17 protein-coding genes are annotated in these 17,710 nt (G+C 63.7%); 14 read left to right on the top strand and 3 right to left on the bottom strand.

The window, feature by feature from the left end:
* Window positions 1-18 precede the first annotated feature (18 nt).
* The 4 genes from IF10I1_RS22395 to IF10I1_RS22380 all read left to right on the top strand — a co-directional run bounded on the left by IF10I1_RS22395 (window position 19) and on the right by IF10I1_RS22380 (window position 4,974).
* Window positions 19-1,311 (top strand): CpaE family protein, encoded by a 1,293-nt coding sequence (locus IF10I1_RS22395; protein WP_050472201.1) that lies wholly within the window; start codon window positions 19-21, stop codon window positions 1,309-1,311.
* A 136-nt stretch (window positions 1,312-1,447) separates the two neighbouring features.
* On the top strand, window positions 1,448-2,938 hold the full coding sequence (locus tag IF10I1_RS22390) for a CpaF family protein (protein ID WP_050472200.1): 1,491 nt from the start codon (window positions 1,448-1,450) through the stop codon (window positions 2,936-2,938).
* A complete protein-coding gene (locus IF10I1_RS22385) occupies window positions 2,938-3,984 on the top strand; it encodes a type II secretion system F family protein (RefSeq protein WP_186424663.1) in 1,047 nt (348 codons plus the stop codon). Before IF10I1_RS22390 ends, IF10I1_RS22385 begins: the two co-directional genes overlap by 1 nt.
* Window positions 3,985-3,993: 9 nt before the next feature.
* A complete protein-coding gene (locus IF10I1_RS22380; protein ID WP_050472198.1) occupies window positions 3,994-4,974 on the top strand; it encodes a type II secretion system F family protein in 981 nt (326 codons plus the stop codon).
* A gap of 27 nt (window positions 4,975-5,001) precedes the next feature.
* Here the strand turns inward: IF10I1_RS22380 and IF10I1_RS22375 are convergent, their stop codons facing one another.
* Window positions 5,002-5,811, bottom strand: a complete 810-nt coding sequence (locus tag IF10I1_RS22375) for a tetratricopeptide repeat protein (protein WP_244284659.1) — start codon at window positions 5,809-5,811, stop codon at window positions 5,002-5,004.
* A gap of 205 nt (window positions 5,812-6,016) precedes the next feature.
* On the opposite strand from IF10I1_RS22375, the gene IF10I1_RS22370 reads away from it, so the two are divergent.
* From IF10I1_RS22370 to IF10I1_RS22355, 4 genes are all read left to right on the top strand, one after another.
* Complete coding sequence (locus tag IF10I1_RS22370) at window positions 6,017-7,414, top strand: M17 family metallopeptidase (RefSeq protein ID WP_186392184.1); 1,398 nt, start codon at window positions 6,017-6,019, stop codon at window positions 7,412-7,414.
* A gap of 62 nt (window positions 7,415-7,476) precedes the next feature.
* Window positions 7,477-7,827 carry a MarR family transcriptional regulator gene (locus IF10I1_RS22365; RefSeq protein WP_019963398.1) on the top strand — a complete coding sequence of 117 codons (351 nt, stop codon included), beginning with the start codon at window positions 7,477-7,479 and terminating at the stop codon, window positions 7,825-7,827.
* 33 nt (window positions 7,828-7,860) lie between these two features.
* Window positions 7,861-8,736 (top strand): NlpC/P60 family protein, encoded by an 876-nt coding sequence (locus IF10I1_RS22360; protein WP_123193515.1) that lies wholly within the window; start codon window positions 7,861-7,863, stop codon window positions 8,734-8,736.
* Between the two features lie 261 nt (window positions 8,737-8,997).
* A complete protein-coding gene (locus tag IF10I1_RS22355) occupies window positions 8,998-10,029 on the top strand; it encodes an IS110 family transposase (RefSeq protein ID WP_244293802.1) in 1,032 nt (343 codons plus the stop codon).
* A 91-nt stretch (window positions 10,030-10,120) separates the two neighbouring features.
* Here the strand turns inward: IF10I1_RS22355 and IF10I1_RS22350 are convergent, their stop codons facing one another.
* Window positions 10,121-11,305 (bottom strand): DNA recombination protein RmuC, encoded by a 1,185-nt coding sequence (locus tag IF10I1_RS22350; protein WP_186392183.1) that lies wholly within the window; start codon window positions 11,303-11,305, stop codon window positions 10,121-10,123.
* Window positions 11,306-11,456: 151 nt separating this feature from the next.
* On the opposite strand from IF10I1_RS22350, the gene def reads away from it, so the two are divergent.
* The 4 genes from def (at window position 11,457) to truA (ending at window position 14,406) form a co-directional block, all read left to right on the top strand.
* The gene (def, locus tag IF10I1_RS22345) at window positions 11,457-11,975 is read left to right on the top strand and encodes a peptide deformylase (protein ID WP_050472276.1); all 519 of its coding nucleotides are present in this window, start codon (window positions 11,457-11,459) and stop codon (window positions 11,973-11,975) included.
* 77 nt (window positions 11,976-12,052) lie between these two features.
* Complete coding sequence (gene fmt, locus IF10I1_RS22340; protein ID WP_186392182.1) at window positions 12,053-12,991, top strand: methionyl-tRNA formyltransferase; 939 nt, start codon at window positions 12,053-12,055, stop codon at window positions 12,989-12,991.
* Window positions 12,992-13,025: 34 nt separating this feature from the next.
* On the top strand, window positions 13,026-13,559 hold the full coding sequence (locus tag IF10I1_RS22335) for a GNAT family N-acetyltransferase (RefSeq protein ID WP_186392181.1): 534 nt from the start codon (window positions 13,026-13,028) through the stop codon (window positions 13,557-13,559).
* A 22-nt stretch (window positions 13,560-13,581) separates the two neighbouring features.
* Window positions 13,582-14,406: a tRNA pseudouridine(38-40) synthase TruA gene (gene truA / locus IF10I1_RS22330; protein WP_186392180.1), complete on the top strand. Its 825-nt coding sequence runs from the start codon at window positions 13,582-13,584 to the stop codon at window positions 14,404-14,406.
* Window positions 14,407-14,902: 496 nt separating this feature from the next.
* On the opposite strand, the gene IF10I1_RS22325 is transcribed toward truA, so the two are convergent.
* Window positions 14,903-15,712, bottom strand: coding sequence for a DUF2189 domain-containing protein (locus tag IF10I1_RS22325; protein WP_050472191.1), 810 nt, complete (start codon window positions 15,710-15,712; stop codon window positions 14,903-14,905).
* Window positions 15,713-16,017: 305 nt separating this feature from the next.
* Between IF10I1_RS22325 and IF10I1_RS22320 the strand changes: the two genes are divergently transcribed.
* Window positions 16,018-16,443, top strand: coding sequence for a DUF805 domain-containing protein (locus IF10I1_RS22320; RefSeq protein WP_050472190.1), 426 nt, complete (start codon window positions 16,018-16,020; stop codon window positions 16,441-16,443).
* A 48-nt stretch (window positions 16,444-16,491) separates the two neighbouring features.
* Complete coding sequence (gene dapE / locus IF10I1_RS22315) at window positions 16,492-17,661, top strand: succinyl-diaminopimelate desuccinylase (protein WP_186392179.1); 1,170 nt, start codon at window positions 16,492-16,494, stop codon at window positions 17,659-17,661.
* Window positions 17,662-17,710: the final 49 nt, after the last annotated feature.

The raw sequence follows: 17,710 nt of genomic DNA, 5'->3' as shown, positions 1-17,710 counted from the left end.
CATGGCGAGGAGGGCGGCATGAGCAATGCAAGCGGCCAGAATTGGGTCATGCAGGAACCTGAAGACGGCTATGCCGGCGAGGCTTCCTACAAGCCTGTGCCGGATATCCGTCCGGTGCCGCGCATTTCCGTGCAGGCCTTCTGCATGGACGCGGAGACGGCGCGCACCATCGAGGCTGCCGGTGAAGACCGCCGCATGACCAAGGCGCACCTGAAGGTGCACATGGGTGGCATCCAGGCGGCAATCGAGCATTTTTCACAGGCTCCGACGCCAAATCTGATCATCATCGAATGCGGTGCGAGCCAGCAGAGCCTTGTCGCGGATCTGGACCGGCTGGCCGAGTATTGTGACACCGGCACCAAGGTGATCGTCATCGGGCACATCAATGATGTGGCGCTCTACCGTGACCTGATCCAGCGCGGTGTCAGCGAGTATCTCGTGGCGCCCGTTACGATCCTGCAGATCATCGGCGCGGCTGGTGCGCTCTACAGCGATCCCCAGTCCGAACCGCTGGGCCGGACCATGGCCTTTTTCGGCGTCAAGGGTGGATGCGGATCCTCGACACTGTCCCATAACGTCGCCTGGAATCTCGCGCGCTCCTTTGGAAGCGAAGTTGTGCTGGCTGACCTCGACCTGCCGTTTGGAACGGCCGGTCTTGACTACAATCAGGACCCGCTCCAGGGGGTCTATGAAGCCGTCTCCGCGCCAGAGCGGCTGGATGAGACCTTTCTTGACCGCATCCTGTCGCGCTGCACGGATCACCTCAGCCTGCTGGCGGCACCCGCATCGCTGGAACGCGGCTACGACTACTCAGAGACCTCGTTTGATCCGCTGGTGGATGTGATGCGGCAGGGCACGCCTGCCATCGTGCTGGATCTGCCCCATGCCTGGAACAACTGGGTCCGTCATCTGCTGCAGATTTCCGACGATGTTGTGATGGTGGCCGAACCGGACCTGGCAAACCTGCGGAATGCCAAGAACCTGGTCGATACGCTGCGGCAGATGCGTCCCAACGACCATCCGCCCCATCTGGTGCTGAACCGGGTCGGCATGCCGAAGCGGCCTGAAATCAAGCCGGAAGAATTTGCCAAGGCGCTCAATCTCCCGGTTCTGGCAGCCATTCCCTTTGATCCGCATCTGTTCGGAACCGCGGCCAACAACGGGCAGATGATTGGTGAACTGGATTCCCGCCACGCGGTGAATGACCTGATTTCGCAGATCGCCCATACCGTATCGGGCCGAGGTGAAATCAAACGGGGCCGGCGCTCGCCGGTGGCGGCCCTTATGGATCTGCTCAGGAAGGGCAAGTAATGGCCTGAAGGCCTTACACCATCTGTCGATGAGCCTGGCTCTTTGAGAGATGGTCAAGCCCTTGCGGCGCATGAGCACATTCAAGGCGAGATGCGTCAGCATCTCAGGGCCTTGGTATCAGGAGCAAGAGCTGCAGATGTTTGGCAGGCGCGGTACCCCAACAAGCGGAACGGAGCAGGGCGGTCAGATCCGTCCGGCGGCACCGGCTTCGCGTGCGCCGGATCAGGCTGCTCAGCTGATCAATGATCTGCGGGATGTTCCTGCTGCGGCTGCAAGACCTGCTGCGCAGGCCTCTCCTCCGCCAGCAGAGCCGCCGGCAGAGGACCGCCTGCGCAAGCGCTCACCGGAATATTACGCCACGAAGGCAGCGATTTTCAGCGCACTCGTCGAGGCGATCGACCTGTCGCAGCTGAGCCGCCTCGGGCCGGAAGATGCGCGCGATGAAATCCGCGATGTGGTGAATGACATCATCGCGCTGAAGAACGTGGTCATGTCCATTTCCGAGCAGGAAGACCTGCTGGAGGACATCTGCAACGACGTTCTGGGCTACGGGCCGCTGGAGCCGCTGCTGGCACGCGACGACATTGCCGACATCATGGTCAATGGCGCCCATACGGTCTACATCGAAACGGGCGGCAAGATGCAGAAGACGGGCATTGCCTTCCGCGACAATGCGCAGCTGATGAACATCTGCCAGCGGATCGTCAGCCAGGTGGGCCGCCGCGTCGATGAATCGAGCCCGATCTGCGACGCCCGCCTGCCGGACGGTTCGCGTGTCAACGTCATTGCGCCGCCGCTTGCCATTGACGGGCCGGCTCTCACCATCCGCAAGTTCAAGCGTGACAAGCTGACGCTCGACCAGCTTGTCCGCTACGGCTCGATCTCGGCGGAAGGCGCTGTGGTGCTGCAGATCATCGGCCGCTCGCGCTGCAACGTGCTGGTCTCGGGGGGCACGGGCTCGGGCAAGACGACGCTGCTGAACTGTCTCACCGCCTATATCGACACGTCCGAACGCATCATCACATGCGAAGACTCGGCCGAACTGCAGCTGCAGCAGCCCCATGTGGTGCGGCTTGAAACCCGGCCGCCGAACCTTGAAGGGGAAGGCGAAGTCACCATGCGTGATCTCGTCAAGAACTGCCTGCGCATGCGCCCGGAACGCATCATCGTCGGCGAAGTGCGCGGACCGGAGGCTTTCGATCTGCTGCAGGCCATGAACACCGGTCATGACGGCTCGATGGGCACGCTGCACGCCAACTCGCCGCGTGAAGCCCTGTCGCGTCTTGAGTCGATGATCACCATGGGCGGCTTCTCGCTGCCCTCCAAAACCCTGCGCGAGATGATCGTATCCTCCGTCGACGTGGTCGTGCAGGCCGCGCGCCTGCGTGACGGGTCCCGCCGCATCACCCACGTCACCGAGGTGATGGGCATGGAAGGCGATGTGATCATCACGCAGGACATCTTCCTGTACGACATCCTGGGCGAAGATGCGCAGGGCCGCATTCTCGGCCGCCACCGGTCCACTGGCATTGGCCGTCCGCGGTTCTGGGACCGTGCCCGTTATTACGGCGAGGAACAGCGGCTGGCTGCGGCACTTGATGCCTCCGAAGCGCCGGAGATGGGCTGATGGAGATCTTTGGCATCACCCTGAGCCCGGAGACGGCCAATCTGGCGGCAGCGCTGCTGGTTGCCTTCAGCATCGGCGGCATCCTCTATGTGCTGCTGGAGCCGCTGCTCAACGGATCGCGCAAGAGCAAGGAGCGCCTTCAGACCATCGCGGCGCGGGACGTGATTGCTGCCGACCGCCGTCCGCAGCGCGACGCGGACCGCCGTCCGCAGCGCGACGCGGACCGCCGCCGCAAATCGGTGCAGGACCAGCTCAAGGAGTTTGAGGACAAGCAGAAGGCGCGGCAGAAGAAAGCCAGCAGCCTGACGCTTGCCGCGCGGATGGAACAGGCGGGGCTCGACTGGGAGCGCAAGCATTTCCTGTATTTCAGCGCCGCATGCGCCGCAGTCTTGCTGTTCCTGGGGCTGATCATCTCGGGTGGATCGCTGCTGATCGCCCTGGCTCTCGGCTTTGTCGGCGCTCTGGGCGTGCCGCGCTTCTATCTCAACATGCGGCGCAAACGGCGCCTGAACAATTTCATCGACGAGTTGCCCAACGCCGTGGACATTATTGTGCGCGGCGTCCGGGCCGGGCTTCCGTTGACGGACTGCATCCGCATCGTGGCTGCGGAATCGCGGGAACCGGTGGCGACCGAGTTCCGCAAGATCGTCGAGGCCCAGGTCATGGGCATATCCCTGACGGATGCCGTTGCCCGTATGCCGGACCGTATTCCTCTGCCGGAAGCCAACTTCTTTGCGATCGTCGTTGCCATTCAGCAGCAGGCCGGTGGCGGCCTGTCTGAGGCACTCAGCAATCTCGCCAAGGTTCTGCGCAGCCGCAAGACGCTGAAAGGCAAGATCAAGGCTCTTAGCGCGGAGGCGAAATCCTCCGCGGCCATTATCGGTTCTTTGCCGATTATCGTTACGCTGATCCTTTATACGGTTGCTCCAAAATACATCATTCTTCTCTTCACCACGACAGGGGGGCATTACATTCTTGCAGGCAGTGCTGTCTGGATGCTCATCGGAGTGCTCGTCATGCGCAAAATGATCAATTTCGATTTCTAGGAGGAAGACATGACGTTTTTCGGCTTCTTCCTCGACTCCCAGTTTCTCATCGCCGCGCTCACGATGGTTGCGGTCGCAGGGACGGTGTTTGCCTTGGTCCTGCCGGTGCTGGAGCGCGATGGCCTGAAGAGCCGGATGAAGTCGGTTGCGCTCGAGCGTGAGAAGATGCGCGCCCGTGAAAGAGCCCGCCTTGCCACCGAGAAGGCCGAGGCCCGGGTTTCCTTGCGCAATCAGCCGAAGGACCGGGTCCGCAATCTGGTGGACAGGCTCAACCTCAAGACGGCCTTTGCCGACGAGCAGACGAACAACAAGCTGCGCATGGCTGGTTTCCGGGGGCCTGCGCCGCTTTATACCTTCGTGCTGTCCAGGCTTGTGGTGCCGCTGGTGCTCTTCGTGCTGGTGCTTTTTTACGGCTTTGCGGTCATGCCGCCCTCTCTTCCGCCCTTGACCAAACTGTGCATTGCGCTCTTTGCCGGCGGGGTCGGCGCCTTTCTCCCCAATCTCTATGTGCAGAATGTCATCTCCAAACGGCAGCTGTCCATCCGCCGTGCCTGGCCGGATGCGCTGGATCTGATGCTCATCTGCGTGGAATCCGGCATGTCCATCGAGGCGGCTTTCCGCCGGGTGGCAGAGGAGATCGGGGTCCAGTCGGTGCCGCTTGCCGAAGAACTGACCCTCACCAATGCCGAACTGTCGTTCCTGCAGGAGCGGCGGCAGGCCTATCTCAATCTGGCGGCCCGCACAGGCGTTCCGGCGGTGAAGAACGTCACCATGGCGCTCATTCAGGCCGAGCGTTACGGCACGCCGGTTGGTCAGGCCTTGCGGGTCATGTCCGATGATGTGCGCGAACAGCGCATGCAGGAGGCTGAGAAGCGGGCAGCCTCCCTGCCGCCGAAGCTGACCGTGCCGATGATCATCTTCTTTCTGCCGGTTCTGTTTGCCGTGATCATGGGGCCTGCGGTCATGCAGGTGATGGCAACCTTCCGCTGAGATTGCAGTGCCGCTCAGCCTTGCCGCTCAGCCCTGTCTCTGGGGCTTGCCCTGCCGCGGGCTCTGGGCAGCGAGGACGGCGCGCAGATAGGCGATGTTGGCCTCTGCCTGCTGCGGGTCCAGCTCATTGAGCGCCACCTGCTGGGCCTCGGCGAATTTTCCCTGCAAACCCAGCGCCAGCGCAAGGTTCTGGCGGATGCGGCTGTCGGCACGCGGGCTCGCGGCAGCACGGCGCAGATAATATTCCGCGTCCGGTGCCTGACCGGCCAGAAGGAAGGAAAGACCCAGATTGTTGAGCACGGTCGGCTCTTCCGGCACGATCTTCAGCGCCTGATTGTAGAGTGCCCGTGCCCGCTGCGGATTGCCCATCTGGTCATGCACCGCGCCTTCCGCCGAAAGCAGGCGCCAGTCAGGCGTGGCCGGGGTCTGGGCATTCTGCAGCACATTCAGCGCTTCCTGCAGGTTGCCGTTCATGGCGAGGATCTTGCCATAGGCCGAAGCGATGTCCCGGTCCGAGCCATGCTTGATGATGGCATTGCGCAGCACGGCCATGGATTGCTCGATCTGCCCGTTGCGGCGCAGGGCATTGGCATAGCCGATGATCACCTGCCGGTCGTCCGGGCTGCGCTGATAGGCGCTGGCCCAGGCCGAGACTTCGCGCATCGCTTCAGCGGACCCTGGCTGCACGAAGGCGCGTGCTGCGGCCGTGGAATTCGTGCCGGTCTGCTGCCGGGTGGAGTTGCAGCCCGCGGCCAGGACCACGGCGAGCGCGGCCATGGCAATGCGGCCAGCCTTTGCGGCGCGATACCCTGTCCGGAGTTTCCCAGCCTGTTCCATGACCAGCTCCCTGTGCAACCTGCTCTTGCGGCGAGGTCTGCCGATTTGACCAGATGACAGAAATAGCTTGTTAACCCTAATGCATGGTTAACCTGCCGCAGATTGCGAAAGCTTAATGTCTGGAAGCATTTGCACGTGATTGCATTAATCGGCCCGGAGCATTACCACTTGTGCTAATCCTGAGGAACATTGGAAGGAAATGAACATGCCCCATGCTCTTCTGCCAAGCGATGCGAGCCTGACGCCCGTGCCTGTCGAGGCCGTAACTCCGGCCACCTTGCCCGATGTTCTGGCCCGGATTGGCGGGACGGCGGAGGCATGGGCCAGCCTGCAGGGTTACAAGGCATCTGCCGGATCCATCCTGCTGGTTCCGGCCACGGATGGCACCCAGGCTGCGGTCCTCTTCGGCTTTGGTGACACTGGCCTGATCGATCCCTTTGCGCCGGGCGCACTGGCAAATGCCCTGCCGGAAGGGGATTACGTGTTGGCCGAAGGTTTTCCGGATGCGGAGACGGCGCTTGTCGCGATCGGCCTGACCGCCTACCAGTTCGCCCGGTACCGCTCTGAAGTGCCCAAGCCTTTGCCGCGTTTCCGCATTGCCGATGAGGCGGTGCTGAGCCGTGTGGCCCGGATCGTGCGCGCCGTGTCGCTGGCGCGTGATCTGGTCAATACGCCTGCAAATGACATGGGGCCGGACGAGCTGGAAGGCGCTGCCCGCGCCCTGTTCAGCGCCCATGACGGGGCGTCGCGCGTCATCAGCGGGGATGCACTGCTGGAGGAGGGCTTTCCGATGATCCATGCGGTGGGCCGCGCCAGCCCGCGGGCGCCGCGCCTCATCGATTGCAGCTGGGGCGAGGAAAGCCATCCGAAGATCACGCTGGTGGGCAAGGGCGTGGTGTTCGACACCGGCGGCCTCGACATCAAGCCGTCCAGTTCCATGCTGCTGATGAAGAAGGACATGGGCGGTGCGGCCAATGTGCTCGGCCTTGCTTCGCTGATCATGGACGCGCGCCTGCCGGTGCGCCTGCGCGTGCTCATTCCGGCGGTGGAAAATGCCGTCTCGGGCAATTCCTTCCGTCCCGGCGACATCCTGCCCAGCCGCAGGGGCCTGACCATCGAGATCGGCAACACGGATGCCGAAGGCCGCCTGGTGCTGGCCGATGCGCTGACGCTGGCCGATGAGGAAGAGCCGGATCTGCTGATCGACATGGCAACGCTGACCGGTGCGGCACGTGTCGCCCTCGGCCCGGATCTGCCGCCCTTCTACACCGCTGACGAAGCTCTGGCGGGCGAAGTCGCGGCCCACGCGGAAAAGGTCAATGATCCGCTGTGGCGCCTGCCGCTGTGGCAGCCCTACATGAAGTATCTCGACAGCAAGACTGCCGACATGAACAACGTCAACCAGTCCGGCGGCGGCTTTGCCGGGTCGGTGACGGCGGCGCTGTTCCTGTCCCGCTTCGTTGCAAAAGCCAAGGCCTGGGCGCATTTCGACATCTTCGCCTGGACACCGATCGAGCGGCCCGGCAAGCCCTATGGCGGCGAGGCACAGGCGATCCGGGCGCTGTTCTCCCTGCTGGAGGCACGCTACGGCGGAAAGAAATAACGCATCCGAAACGATTTTGTGCTCTTCTCCGGATCTGAACGGGATTCGGGGAAGCGCCGCATATGGCAGTGGAGATCCGCGCCTCGCAGGCGCTCAGGCTGTGGCACGAAGTCAATCTGGAACTGGTGCGCGACGGGGAGCAGGATCTCTCCGCCCGCCAGATGACGATCCTGCTCACGGTCTATCTGGAGCCGCCGCCGCATACCGTGCGCGGGCTGGCGGCAAAGCTGAACGTGACCAAGCCCGCCATCACCCGGGCGCTGGACACGCTGGGCAGCATGCGGCTTCTCTCGCGCAAGCGCGACGAGGCCGACAAGCGCAATGTCATCATCACCCGCACTGTGGACGGCGCGCTTTATCTTGACCGGCTGGGCGATCTGGTGTCCGAAAAGGCCAAGGAACTGCCGCGCTGATCTTCCTGCTTCGATTTGCTTTGAGGGCCCTCCATGTCTGACACGCTCGACCGCCGCCGCCATCCCGTGCGCCCGGATCTTGCCGCCCGCGCCTATGAGGGCCAGGTCAGCCCGCGCCGCTTTGCTGATGGCGAACGCATGCGCATTGCGGCGGATGTGGTGGCGCTGCGCAAGGAGCCGCGCCCCGATTGCGGGCTGGACACACAGGCGCTCCATGGCGAAACGGTCATGGTCTATGAAACCACATCCGAGGGCTGGGCCTGGGGCCAGCTGGACGGTGACGGCTACGTCGGCTGGCTTCCTTCCGATGCGCTGGCGCCGGTGGAAGAGGCCACCCATGTGGTGCGGGCGCTGCGCACCTTCCGCTATCCGGGCGCAGACCTGCGGCTTCCGGCTCTTGGGCATCTGTCTCTCGGTGCGAAGGTGCGTGTCCTTGGGCAGGCGGAAACGCGCGGCCTTGCCTATGCGCTTTTGTCTGACGGTTCGGCTGTGGTGGCCGGTCATCTGGTACCGGTGGGCACGATTGAGCCCGATTGGGTGGCGATTGCCGAAAGCCTTCTGGGCACGCCCTATCTGTGGGGTGGCAAATCCTCGCTGGGGCTCGACTGTTCGGCGCTGATCCAGCTTTGCGCGTCTTTTGCCGGCCATGTCCTGCCGCGCGACAGCGACATGCAGGAAGCCGAAGCCGGTGTGCCTCTGGATTTCGCGGAAGGCGGCCCGCTGCCGCAGGATCTGCGGCGGGGAGATCTTCTGTTCTGGCGCGGTCACGTTGGTGTGCTCAGCAGCCCCACCGTCCTCACCCATGCCAACGGTTACACCATGACCGTTTCGCAGGAACCCCTCGACGCCGCCCTTGCCCGCATCGGCGCCAAGGAATACGGCGCGCTGACCTCGATCCGGCGGCTTTGAGGGAATGGAGATTGCGGGGGTGCGCTGCCTTCCAGTTCACTCAGGCGGTCACCCCGGGCGGAGCGAAGCGCAGACCCGGGGACCACTCGCTCGCAGAGCGGTGAAACCCCGAAGCCCGGCGGAGAAGCGTGTACCGGGCTGGTGTCTGCCGCGCAGCTCCGGACACCGGCATCTCTCTGGGAGCGAGTAGGCCCCTGTGTATCGAAAGTCTGTCATTGTGATTGCGGGACGGAGGCCGTTAGACCCCTGGTCTTGAAGACCGTGAGCCGGCTTTGGCCCCGTCCCGCTTTCTCAGATCAACCTGAACAGTTGCATGAGGCTGCTCACAACAGACCTCGCACCACAGGGACAGGCATCATGAGCATATCTCATCACTACATCGGATGCGATGTTTCCAAGTGCTGGCTGGATGTTTTCGATCCGCGTACGGGCCGCGTTCAGCATCTGGATAACACCGCCGAAGCAATCAGTGTGTTTGTGAGCTCCTTGCAAGGGCAAAACGCCTTTGTGCTCTTCGAGGCCACTGGCACCTACGACAGTGTGCTGCGTACAAGCTTGCATGAGGCGGGTATCGCCTGTGCACGGCTGAACCCGACCATGGTCCGCCGCTATGCACAGGCACGCGGACGCAAGGCCAAGACGGATGCCTTGGATGCAATCATTCTGGCAGACATGGGCGAGCGCCTGCGCCCGGATCCGGATCCCGCTCCTTGTCCTCACAGGGCGCGTCTGGCAGGGCTGGCGGCGCGAAGGGACCAGCTGGTCGCCATGCGGGCCTGCGAAAAAACCCGCCTTTGCGAGCTGACGGATCCTTTCCTGCGCCAGGATCTGGAGGAGACAATCTGCCATCTCAGCCGGGCTGTTGCGAGGATCGAGGCCGAGATCGAGCGCCAGATACAGGAGAATGACGCCCTGAGGGATCAGGCCCGCATTCTGGCGAGTGCACCTGGCGTTGGGCCAGTGACGGCGCAGATCCTTCTCGCGCTCATGCCGGAACTGGGCAACTCCAATCCCAAGCGTCTGGCGGCGCTGGCAGGGCTGGCCCCCTTCAATCACGACTCGGGCAAACTGAAGGGAATACGCTGTATCTCGGGCGGAAGAGCCCGTGTCAGACGGGCCCTGTTCATGGCAGCCTTGAGGGCGGCCCGCATCAATCCAACGCTGAAAGCCTTCGCAGACCGCATCACCAGCGCATCCAAAGTCAGGAAAATCGCAATCATCGCGACCGCACGCAAACTCCTCACAATCCTCAATGCCATGCTCCGGGAGAACGCCACATTCAGACATCAATGAAACAGTTGCCGGCTCACGCTGCGCTTGGCCGGGGTGACTCAGAGCCAGTTTCCGGCCTGGAACCAGCTATTTCCGGCGAGTGGAGCCCTTCCTACTCCTCCCCCGCCATCAGCCGCACACGCTCTCCTGAAGAAGACATTGCCTCCCCACGCACTTCGCCAAGATCCAGATCCTCGATCCTGCGGCCGCGTTTGGAGATCTTGTCGGTGGAGATGAGGATCTGGTCGATGTCCTTGCTCGCCTGCGCAAAATGCGCCTGCAGCTTGCCGGTGCGGTCGTTGAGGCGGGCGATATCGGCGGTGAGATGGGCGACTTCGGCCTGAATGAGATGGGCCTGCTCGCGCATGCGCGCATCGCGCAGCACCGCCTGAATGACCTGAATGGACAGCATCAGCAGCGACGGCGAGACGATGACCACGCGGGCGCGGTGGGCCTTCTGCACCAGATCCTCGAAATTCTCGTTGAGCTCCGCAAAGACGCTTTCCGATGGCACGAAGAGGAAGGCGGTGTCCTGCGTTTCGCCGGGGATGAGGTAGCGCTCCCGGATGTCCAGGATATGCTTGGTAAAGTCGCGCCGGAACTGTGCCTGCGCCTGCTTCAGCTCCTCCTCCGACTGGGCCTTGCGCAGGAGGTTGAAGGCCTCCAGCGGAAACTTGGCGTCGATGGCCAGCGGCGGCGCGCCGTTGGGCATGTGCACCAGACAGTCGGGCCGTGAGCCGCTGCTGAGTGTGGCCTGAAAGCTGTAACCGGACGGCGGCAACTGGTCCTGAATGATGGCTTCCATCCGCCCTTGCCCGAAGGCACCGCGCGTTTGCTTGTTGGCAAGGATCGCCTGCAGCTGGCCGACCTGACCGGACAGGTCGGTGATGGTCTTCTGCGCCCGGTCGATCACCGCCAGCCGCTCGTGCAGCTGGCGCAGGCCGTCATGGGTCTGGCGGGTGGTGTCGGCCATGGAGAGGCCCAGCTTGTGGCCCATGCCATCCAGCCGCTCGTTGACGGCGCGCATCATGTCGCCCTGCCGGCTGGAGAACACCTCGGCCATGGTCTGCATGCGTCCGGTGATTTCCCCCTGCGAGCGCAGCATCCGGGCCAGATGCTCCTCCAGATCCTCGATCCGGTCCGCCGCAATGGCCTCGCTCGTGGCCCGTGCCTTGATCTGGCGCAGGGCGCTGACCACCAGAAGGGTGATAAAAGCCAGCAAAAGCAGCGCGGCGAGAACGCTGGCTTCCAGCAGGCTGACAGGTCGGGTGCCGAAGGTGAAAACTGTGTCTTGCATGAAACAAACATAGAACGATTCGGCCTTGGGCGCAGACTCTGCCTTGCACAGGCGCGGCGCAGGCCACAGAAGACCAAAAGCTGGTGCTCCGGCATGCGAAAGCTTGCGGAAACGCGTTGACCGGCTAACCGCCTTTGCCTATCTGGATCACATGACGAAACGCACCATCATCACCCTTCCCGATCCCGTGCTGCGGCAGGTCTGCGCGCCTGTTGCCGCCGTTGGCGATGACATCCGCCAGCTGGCCGACGACATGCTGGACACCATGTATGACGCGCCGGGCATCGGCCTTGCCGCCAGCCAGATCGGGGTGCTGCAGCGCATCTTCGTGCTGGACGTGGCCAAGGAAGACCAGCCGAAGGCGCCCATGGTCTTCATCAACCCGGAAATCGTCTGGTCCTCGCCGGAACTGTCGGTCTATCAGGAGGGCTGCCTGTCGATCCCCGAATATTATGATGACGTGGAGCGCCCGGCCTCCGTGCGCGTGACCTTCCAGAACCGGGAAGGCGCGCAGCAGGAGCTTCTGGCTGACGGGCTGCTGGCCACCTGCATCCAGCACGAGCTGGACCATCTCAACGGCAAGCTCTTCATCGACTACCTGTCGAAGCTGAAGCGCGACCGGGTGGTGAAGAAGTTCCAGAAACAGGCCCGCACCACGGGCAAGTCCTGACACGGCAGACGGCCCATCGTGGGCCGTTCGCATTTTCCGGGCCATCGCGGCCCCGCCCAGATTTTCGGAAGCAGCGCATGACACTTCGCATCGTCTTCATGGGTACGCCCGATTTCTCCGTGCCGGCCCTCATGGAAATCGTGGGGCAGGGGCATGACGTGGTGGCCTGCTACAGTCAGCCGCCGCGCCCCGCAGGCCGCGGCATGGAGCTGAAGAAATCGCCCGTGCATGAGGCGGCGGAGGCGCTGGGCATTCCGGTCTTCACCCCGCTCAGCCTCAAGGGCGCCGACGAGCAGGGCGTCTTTGCCGGGCATGATGCGGATGTGGCCGTGGTCGTTGCCTATGGCCTGCTGCTGCCGAAGGCCATTCTGGATGCCCCGCGCGAGGGCTGCCTCAATCTCCACGCCTCCATTCTGCCGCGCTGGCGCGGGGCTGCCCCGATCAACCGGGCGATCATGGCGGGCGACACGGAAACCGCCGTTCAGGTGATGCGCATGGAAGAGGGGCTGGACACCGGCCCGGTCTGCATGTCCGAGACCGTTGCGATTACCCCGGACATGACCGCAGGCGACCTGCATGACCGTCTGTCGGCGCTGGGCGGGGATCTGATCGTGCGGGCGCTCGCCGCCCTGTCGCGCAATGCGCTTGCGCAGGTGCCGCAGGTGGAAGAGGGCGTGACCTACGCCAGGAAGCTCAGCAAGGCGGAAACACGGATCGACTGGACGCGGCCTGCCCGCGAGGTCCACAATCACATTCGCGGTCTCTCGCCCTTCCCCGGCGCCTGGTGCGAGCCGGTGATTGCCGGCACGGCCGAGCGGGTGAAGGTTCTGCGCTCTGCGCTGGCCGAAGGGCAGGGCGCACCGGGCGAGGTGCTGTCCGTGGACGGTGCGCCGGTGATCGCCTGCGGCGAGGGCGCGGTGCGCCTCGTCAACGTGCAGCGTGCCGGCAAGAAGCCGATGGGCGGTGAAGAGTTCCAGCGCGGTGCCAAGCTTGCCGCTGGCGAGCGGGTTGGCTGAGCGGCACTTGTTGAGATTGAGGGAGCATCTGGTGATGACTGCAGCGCAGAACAGCCCCGCCTTCACGGTCCGTCCTGTCACCGCAAGTGATGAGAAGGAGGTGGCTGGTGTCATCACCGCCGCCTTCAATCAGCAATCTGAAGTCCGGCTGGTGTATAATCTGCGCCACTGCGGGGCGCTGCTGGTGGAACTGGTGGCGCAAGGGGATGACGGACGGCTTCTCGGCCATGTCGCCTTCAGCCGGGTAACCGGGGCAGGCGCCGGCCACCGGCTGCAGATCTCCTGCCTTGCGCCCGTCTCCGTGCTGCCCGAGCTTCAGAAGCTTGGGATCGGCTCGGCGCTGATCACGGCCGGGCTCGAGGAACTGCGGTCGCAGGGCGAGGATCTCGTTCTGGTGCTGGGCCCGCCCGCCTATTACCCGCGCTTCGGGTTTGATGCGGACCTGGCAAAGCAGGTGCAGGCGCCCTATGCGGGGGCTGCCTTCATGGCGCTGGCGCTGACGGAGGCCGGGCGCGAGTATTTGCCGGTGGAAGTGAGCTTCGCCACGCCCTTCCAGGAATTCGAATAGATCAGGGAATTCGAGTAGGCCGATGCCCCGCTACAAGCTGACCATCGAATATGACGGCCGTCCCTTCTGCGGCTGGCAGCGGCAGGCCAATGGCCCTTCCGTGCAGGCCGTGCTGGAGCGTGCCGTCAAGGCCTTCAGCGGTGAGGAGGTCGCCATCGGCGGCGCCGGGCGCACCGATACGGGCGTTCATGCCACCGGGCAGGTGGCGCATGTGGATCTGGAAAAGGACTGGCCGGCCGAAACCGTGATGGGGGCGATGAACTTCCATTGCCAGCCTGACCCGGTTGCCATTCTCGCCTGCGAGAAGATGCATGAGGGCTTCGACGCCCGCTTTTCTGCCATCCGCCGCGCCTACCGCTACCGCATCCTCAACCGCCTGCCGCCGCTGACCTTCGAAAAGGGGCTGGCCTGGCACGTGAAGCAGCCGCTGGATGTGGAGGCCATGCACGAGGCCAGCCAGGTCTTCATCGGCCACCACGACTTCACCACCTTCCGCCACACCCGCTGTCAGGCGAAGAGCCCGGAAAAGACGCTGGAGACCTTCAGCGTCCGCCGGGACGGAGACTTCGTGATTGCGGAATGCTCCTCCCGCTCCTTCCTGCACAATCAGGTGCGCTCCATGGTGGGCACCCTGCGGCTGGTGGGGGAAGGGCGCTGGACGGCAGACACCGTGCGCGAGGCCCTTGCCGCCCGCGACCGCAAGGCCTGCGGCCCCGTCGCGCCGCCGGACGGGCTCTATCTCACCCGCGTCGACTACCGCCCCGCCGCCACCGACATCGCCTCCCACGCCGAATGGCACGCCCGCTCTGCGGTGGTGGAGGATGACGGGGATGACGGGGAAGTTTGACGGAGGGCTTTGATCGGCTTTTGCTGTGAGGTTCAGATGACGGCTGCAGATGGTTTCTTGCGGTTACGAGTGAGTTTGCAACAGAGAGTTTCAGCCTTCCTCCCCGCAAGAGGGGCGTTTTTACATCGAACTGCCAGTCCGGCTTCCCGGTCATGGTTTGAGGAAAGCCTGCCTTCTGGTCATTCCGGCACAGCGTTTCAGCCCCCCTCCCCCTGGTGGGGAGGGGTTAGGGGTGGGGGGGATAGCCTTTCCGGCTGGCAGGGTATCCATTGATTACAGACAGTCTCTCCTCGCCAGCTTCTTCAGGAAAAGTTCGTCTTTTCAACTCCTTGCAGGCTCAGAGCCCCCCACCCCTTACCCCTCCCACGAGGGGGAGGGGGGCGGAGTCATCCTGCCGGAAAGCTGTTGCATCACTGCGGTCGACGTCAGAACCTGATGTGTGAACCCGGTAGGACGCCTGAGCCCCCTCAACACACGGCGAACCCTCGCTTTCCCCTCATCCCGCCTCCGGCTCCACCGCGATCCTGTAGATGTGCCAGGTCGTGTGGCCGAGAATGGGGAGGGTGAAGATGAGGCCCATGAAGGAGGGCACCATCGAGACGATCAGCGTCAGCGTCACCGCGATGCCCCAGCCGATCATCGGCAGGGGCGAGGTGGCGACGGTGCGCACGCTGGTGATCATGGCGGTGATGAAATCCCGGTCCCGGTCGAGCAGCAGCGGGAAGGAGATCACCGTCAGCGAGAACAGCAGCAGCGACAGGATGGCGCCGACAATGTGGCCGGTGAGCAGGAACATCAGCCCTTCCGGCGTCGAGATCACCGTGTCGATGAATTCGGGGAAGCTGGCGAAGGACTGGAAGCCGAGGAACAACGCCAGCAGCAGGCGCACCTGATACATCCACATGATCAGCACGAACAGCACGGCAAAGGCCATCCAGCCGATTTCCCGGCTGCGCTGGGCCCAGATGACGCCGAGCACGCCGCCCCAGGTGAGCGGCTCGTTCTGCTCCAGCCGCCGGCTCACCTCATAAAGGCCGCAGGCAATGAACGGCCCGACGAGGGCAAAGCCAGCCGCCAGCGGATAGCTGAGATAGCTCATGTGCAGGGCCGAGGCCGTCAGCAGCACGAGGATGCCGCCGAGGGCATAGATGCCGCCGAAGAACAGGCCGAATTGCGGAGCCCGCCGGAAATCGCGCAGGCCCTTGCCAAGGGCGGTGATGATGTCGGCGGTGCTGATCTTGCGCACCTTGGGATCTGGCCTGTGTGAGGCTGTTCCCTGCGGGGCGGCGTTACCCGTTTCCTCCATACCCATCTCCTCCCTCGATTGCATGGTTTGCGAAGAAGAGTGGCGTGAAAACCGCAAGCCGCCAATCGTATTTTCCGGTAGGAGGGGCCAAAATTTTTTAATCTGCACTTATACCAAGGCTTTTGATGCTCACGCATCACGCCTTGAAATTGCTCAAGCGCCGCACAGGCTTAACCACCTCTCGATGAGGCAAGCTCAGCGAGAGGTGGTATTACATATGCGTTGCGGTGCTGCTTTTGCTTGATCCCCGCCGCAGGCCGCAGTACCTGCCACGTCAGGACCTGTCCTCACCCGCTGGAGCAACAATGGTTTCCGGACTTCCCCCTGCCCAACTGAGCCCCGGCATCCGCTGGCTGCTGCTCAGCCCGATTGGCCGCCTGTCGCGCAAGGTCTATTGGTACGGGCTTGCCTTCAACTGGGTGATCATTGCCATCGCCGCCAACATGTGGATGAAGTCGCTGCCGGGCGATGTGGACCTCGCCTCGCTCACCTTCGGCGACTTCATGGGCTCCAATCCGCTGTTTCCGGTGCTGTTCGTCGTGGTCACCTGGTTCGAGATGGCGCTGCTGATCAAGCGGCTGCAGGATGTGGGGCTGCCCGGCTTCTTTGCGCTGGTGGCCTTCGTGCCGGTGATCAATTTCTTCGCGGTGCTGACGCTTGGCTTCCTGCCCAGTGCCGAAGGCCCGAACCGCTACGGCCCGCAGCCCGACAGCTATTACCGCCGCCGCTGAAGCGGCACGCATTGACCCATGCCCCCAAGCGGGGCTAGGACTTCTACCATGACCCAAGCTCTGTCTCCCGCCGCCGCCATCGCCCGCGATCTCATCCGCTGCCCCTCCGTCACGCCCGCCGAAGGCGGTGCGCTGGCGTTTCTGGAGCGGCTGCTGGGTGAGGCAGGCTTCACCGTCTCCCGCGTCACCTTCTCCGACACGGATACGCCGGACGTGGAAAATCTCTTTGCCACCATCGGCAGCGGCGCGCCGCATTTCGTCTTTGCCGGCCACACGGATGTGGTGCCGGCAGGTGCGGAAAGTGACTGGCAGCATGATCCCTTCGGCGGCGAGATCCGCGACGGCGTGCTCTACGGGCGCGGCGCGGTGGACATGAAGGGCGGCATCGCCTCCTTCGCAGCCGCTGCTCTTGCCTTCATTGAAGCGCGCGGCAAGGCGTTCGGCGGCACCATTTCCTTCCTCATCACCGGTGACGAGGAGGGCCCGGCGGTGAACGGCACGTCGAAGCTTCTCGCCTGGGCGAAGGAGCAGGGGCACGTGTTTGATGCCTGCATCGTCGGTGAGCCGACCAATCCGGCAGCGCTGGGGGATGCCATCAAGATCGGCCGGCGCGGCTATCTCTCCGGCATCGTCACGGTGGAAGGCACCCAAGGCCATGCCGCCTATCCGCAACTCGCCGACAACCCCATCCCCGGCCTGCTGGCGCTGATGAGCGCGCTGGATGCGCTGGTGCTGGATGAAGGCAACGAGCGGTTCGAGCCGTCGAACCTCGAGATCGTCAACCTGCATGTGGGCAATCCGGCCTTCAACGTCATCCCGGCCCGCGCCGAGGGGCGCTTCAACATCCGCTTCAACGATGAGTGGACGCTGGAGGCACTGAAGGCGAAGCTGCAGGACACACTGGCAGCTGCTGCCCGTCCCGGCCTGCGCTACAGCCTCGACTTCCGCCGCGATGCGGGCGAATCCTTCCTCACCCGCGATGATGCGTTGATCACGGCGCTGGCGGACGCGGTGGAAGCGGTGACGGGCCGCCGCCCGGATCTGTCCACCAACGGCGGCACTTCGGATGCCCGTTTCATCAAGAGCTACTGCCCGGTGGTGGAATTCGGCCTTGTCGGCCAGACCATGCACAAGGTGGACGAATGCACCCCGGTCGCCGACCTCGACCAGCTCGCCGCCGTCTACCGCCGCTTCCTCGACAGCTATTTTGCTGGCTGAGGCAAGGCATTCTTCCCCCGCGTTAATCGGCAATTATCAGTAGCCTGTC

The organism is Pannonibacter sp. I15F10I1 (genome assembly GCF_900185665.1).
GTDB lineage: Bacteria > Pseudomonadota > Alphaproteobacteria > Rhizobiales > Stappiaceae > Pannonibacter > Pannonibacter indicus.
The sequence above is the reverse complement of the archived record's forward strand: the minus strand, read 5'-3'. Positions and strand labels throughout refer to the sequence as shown.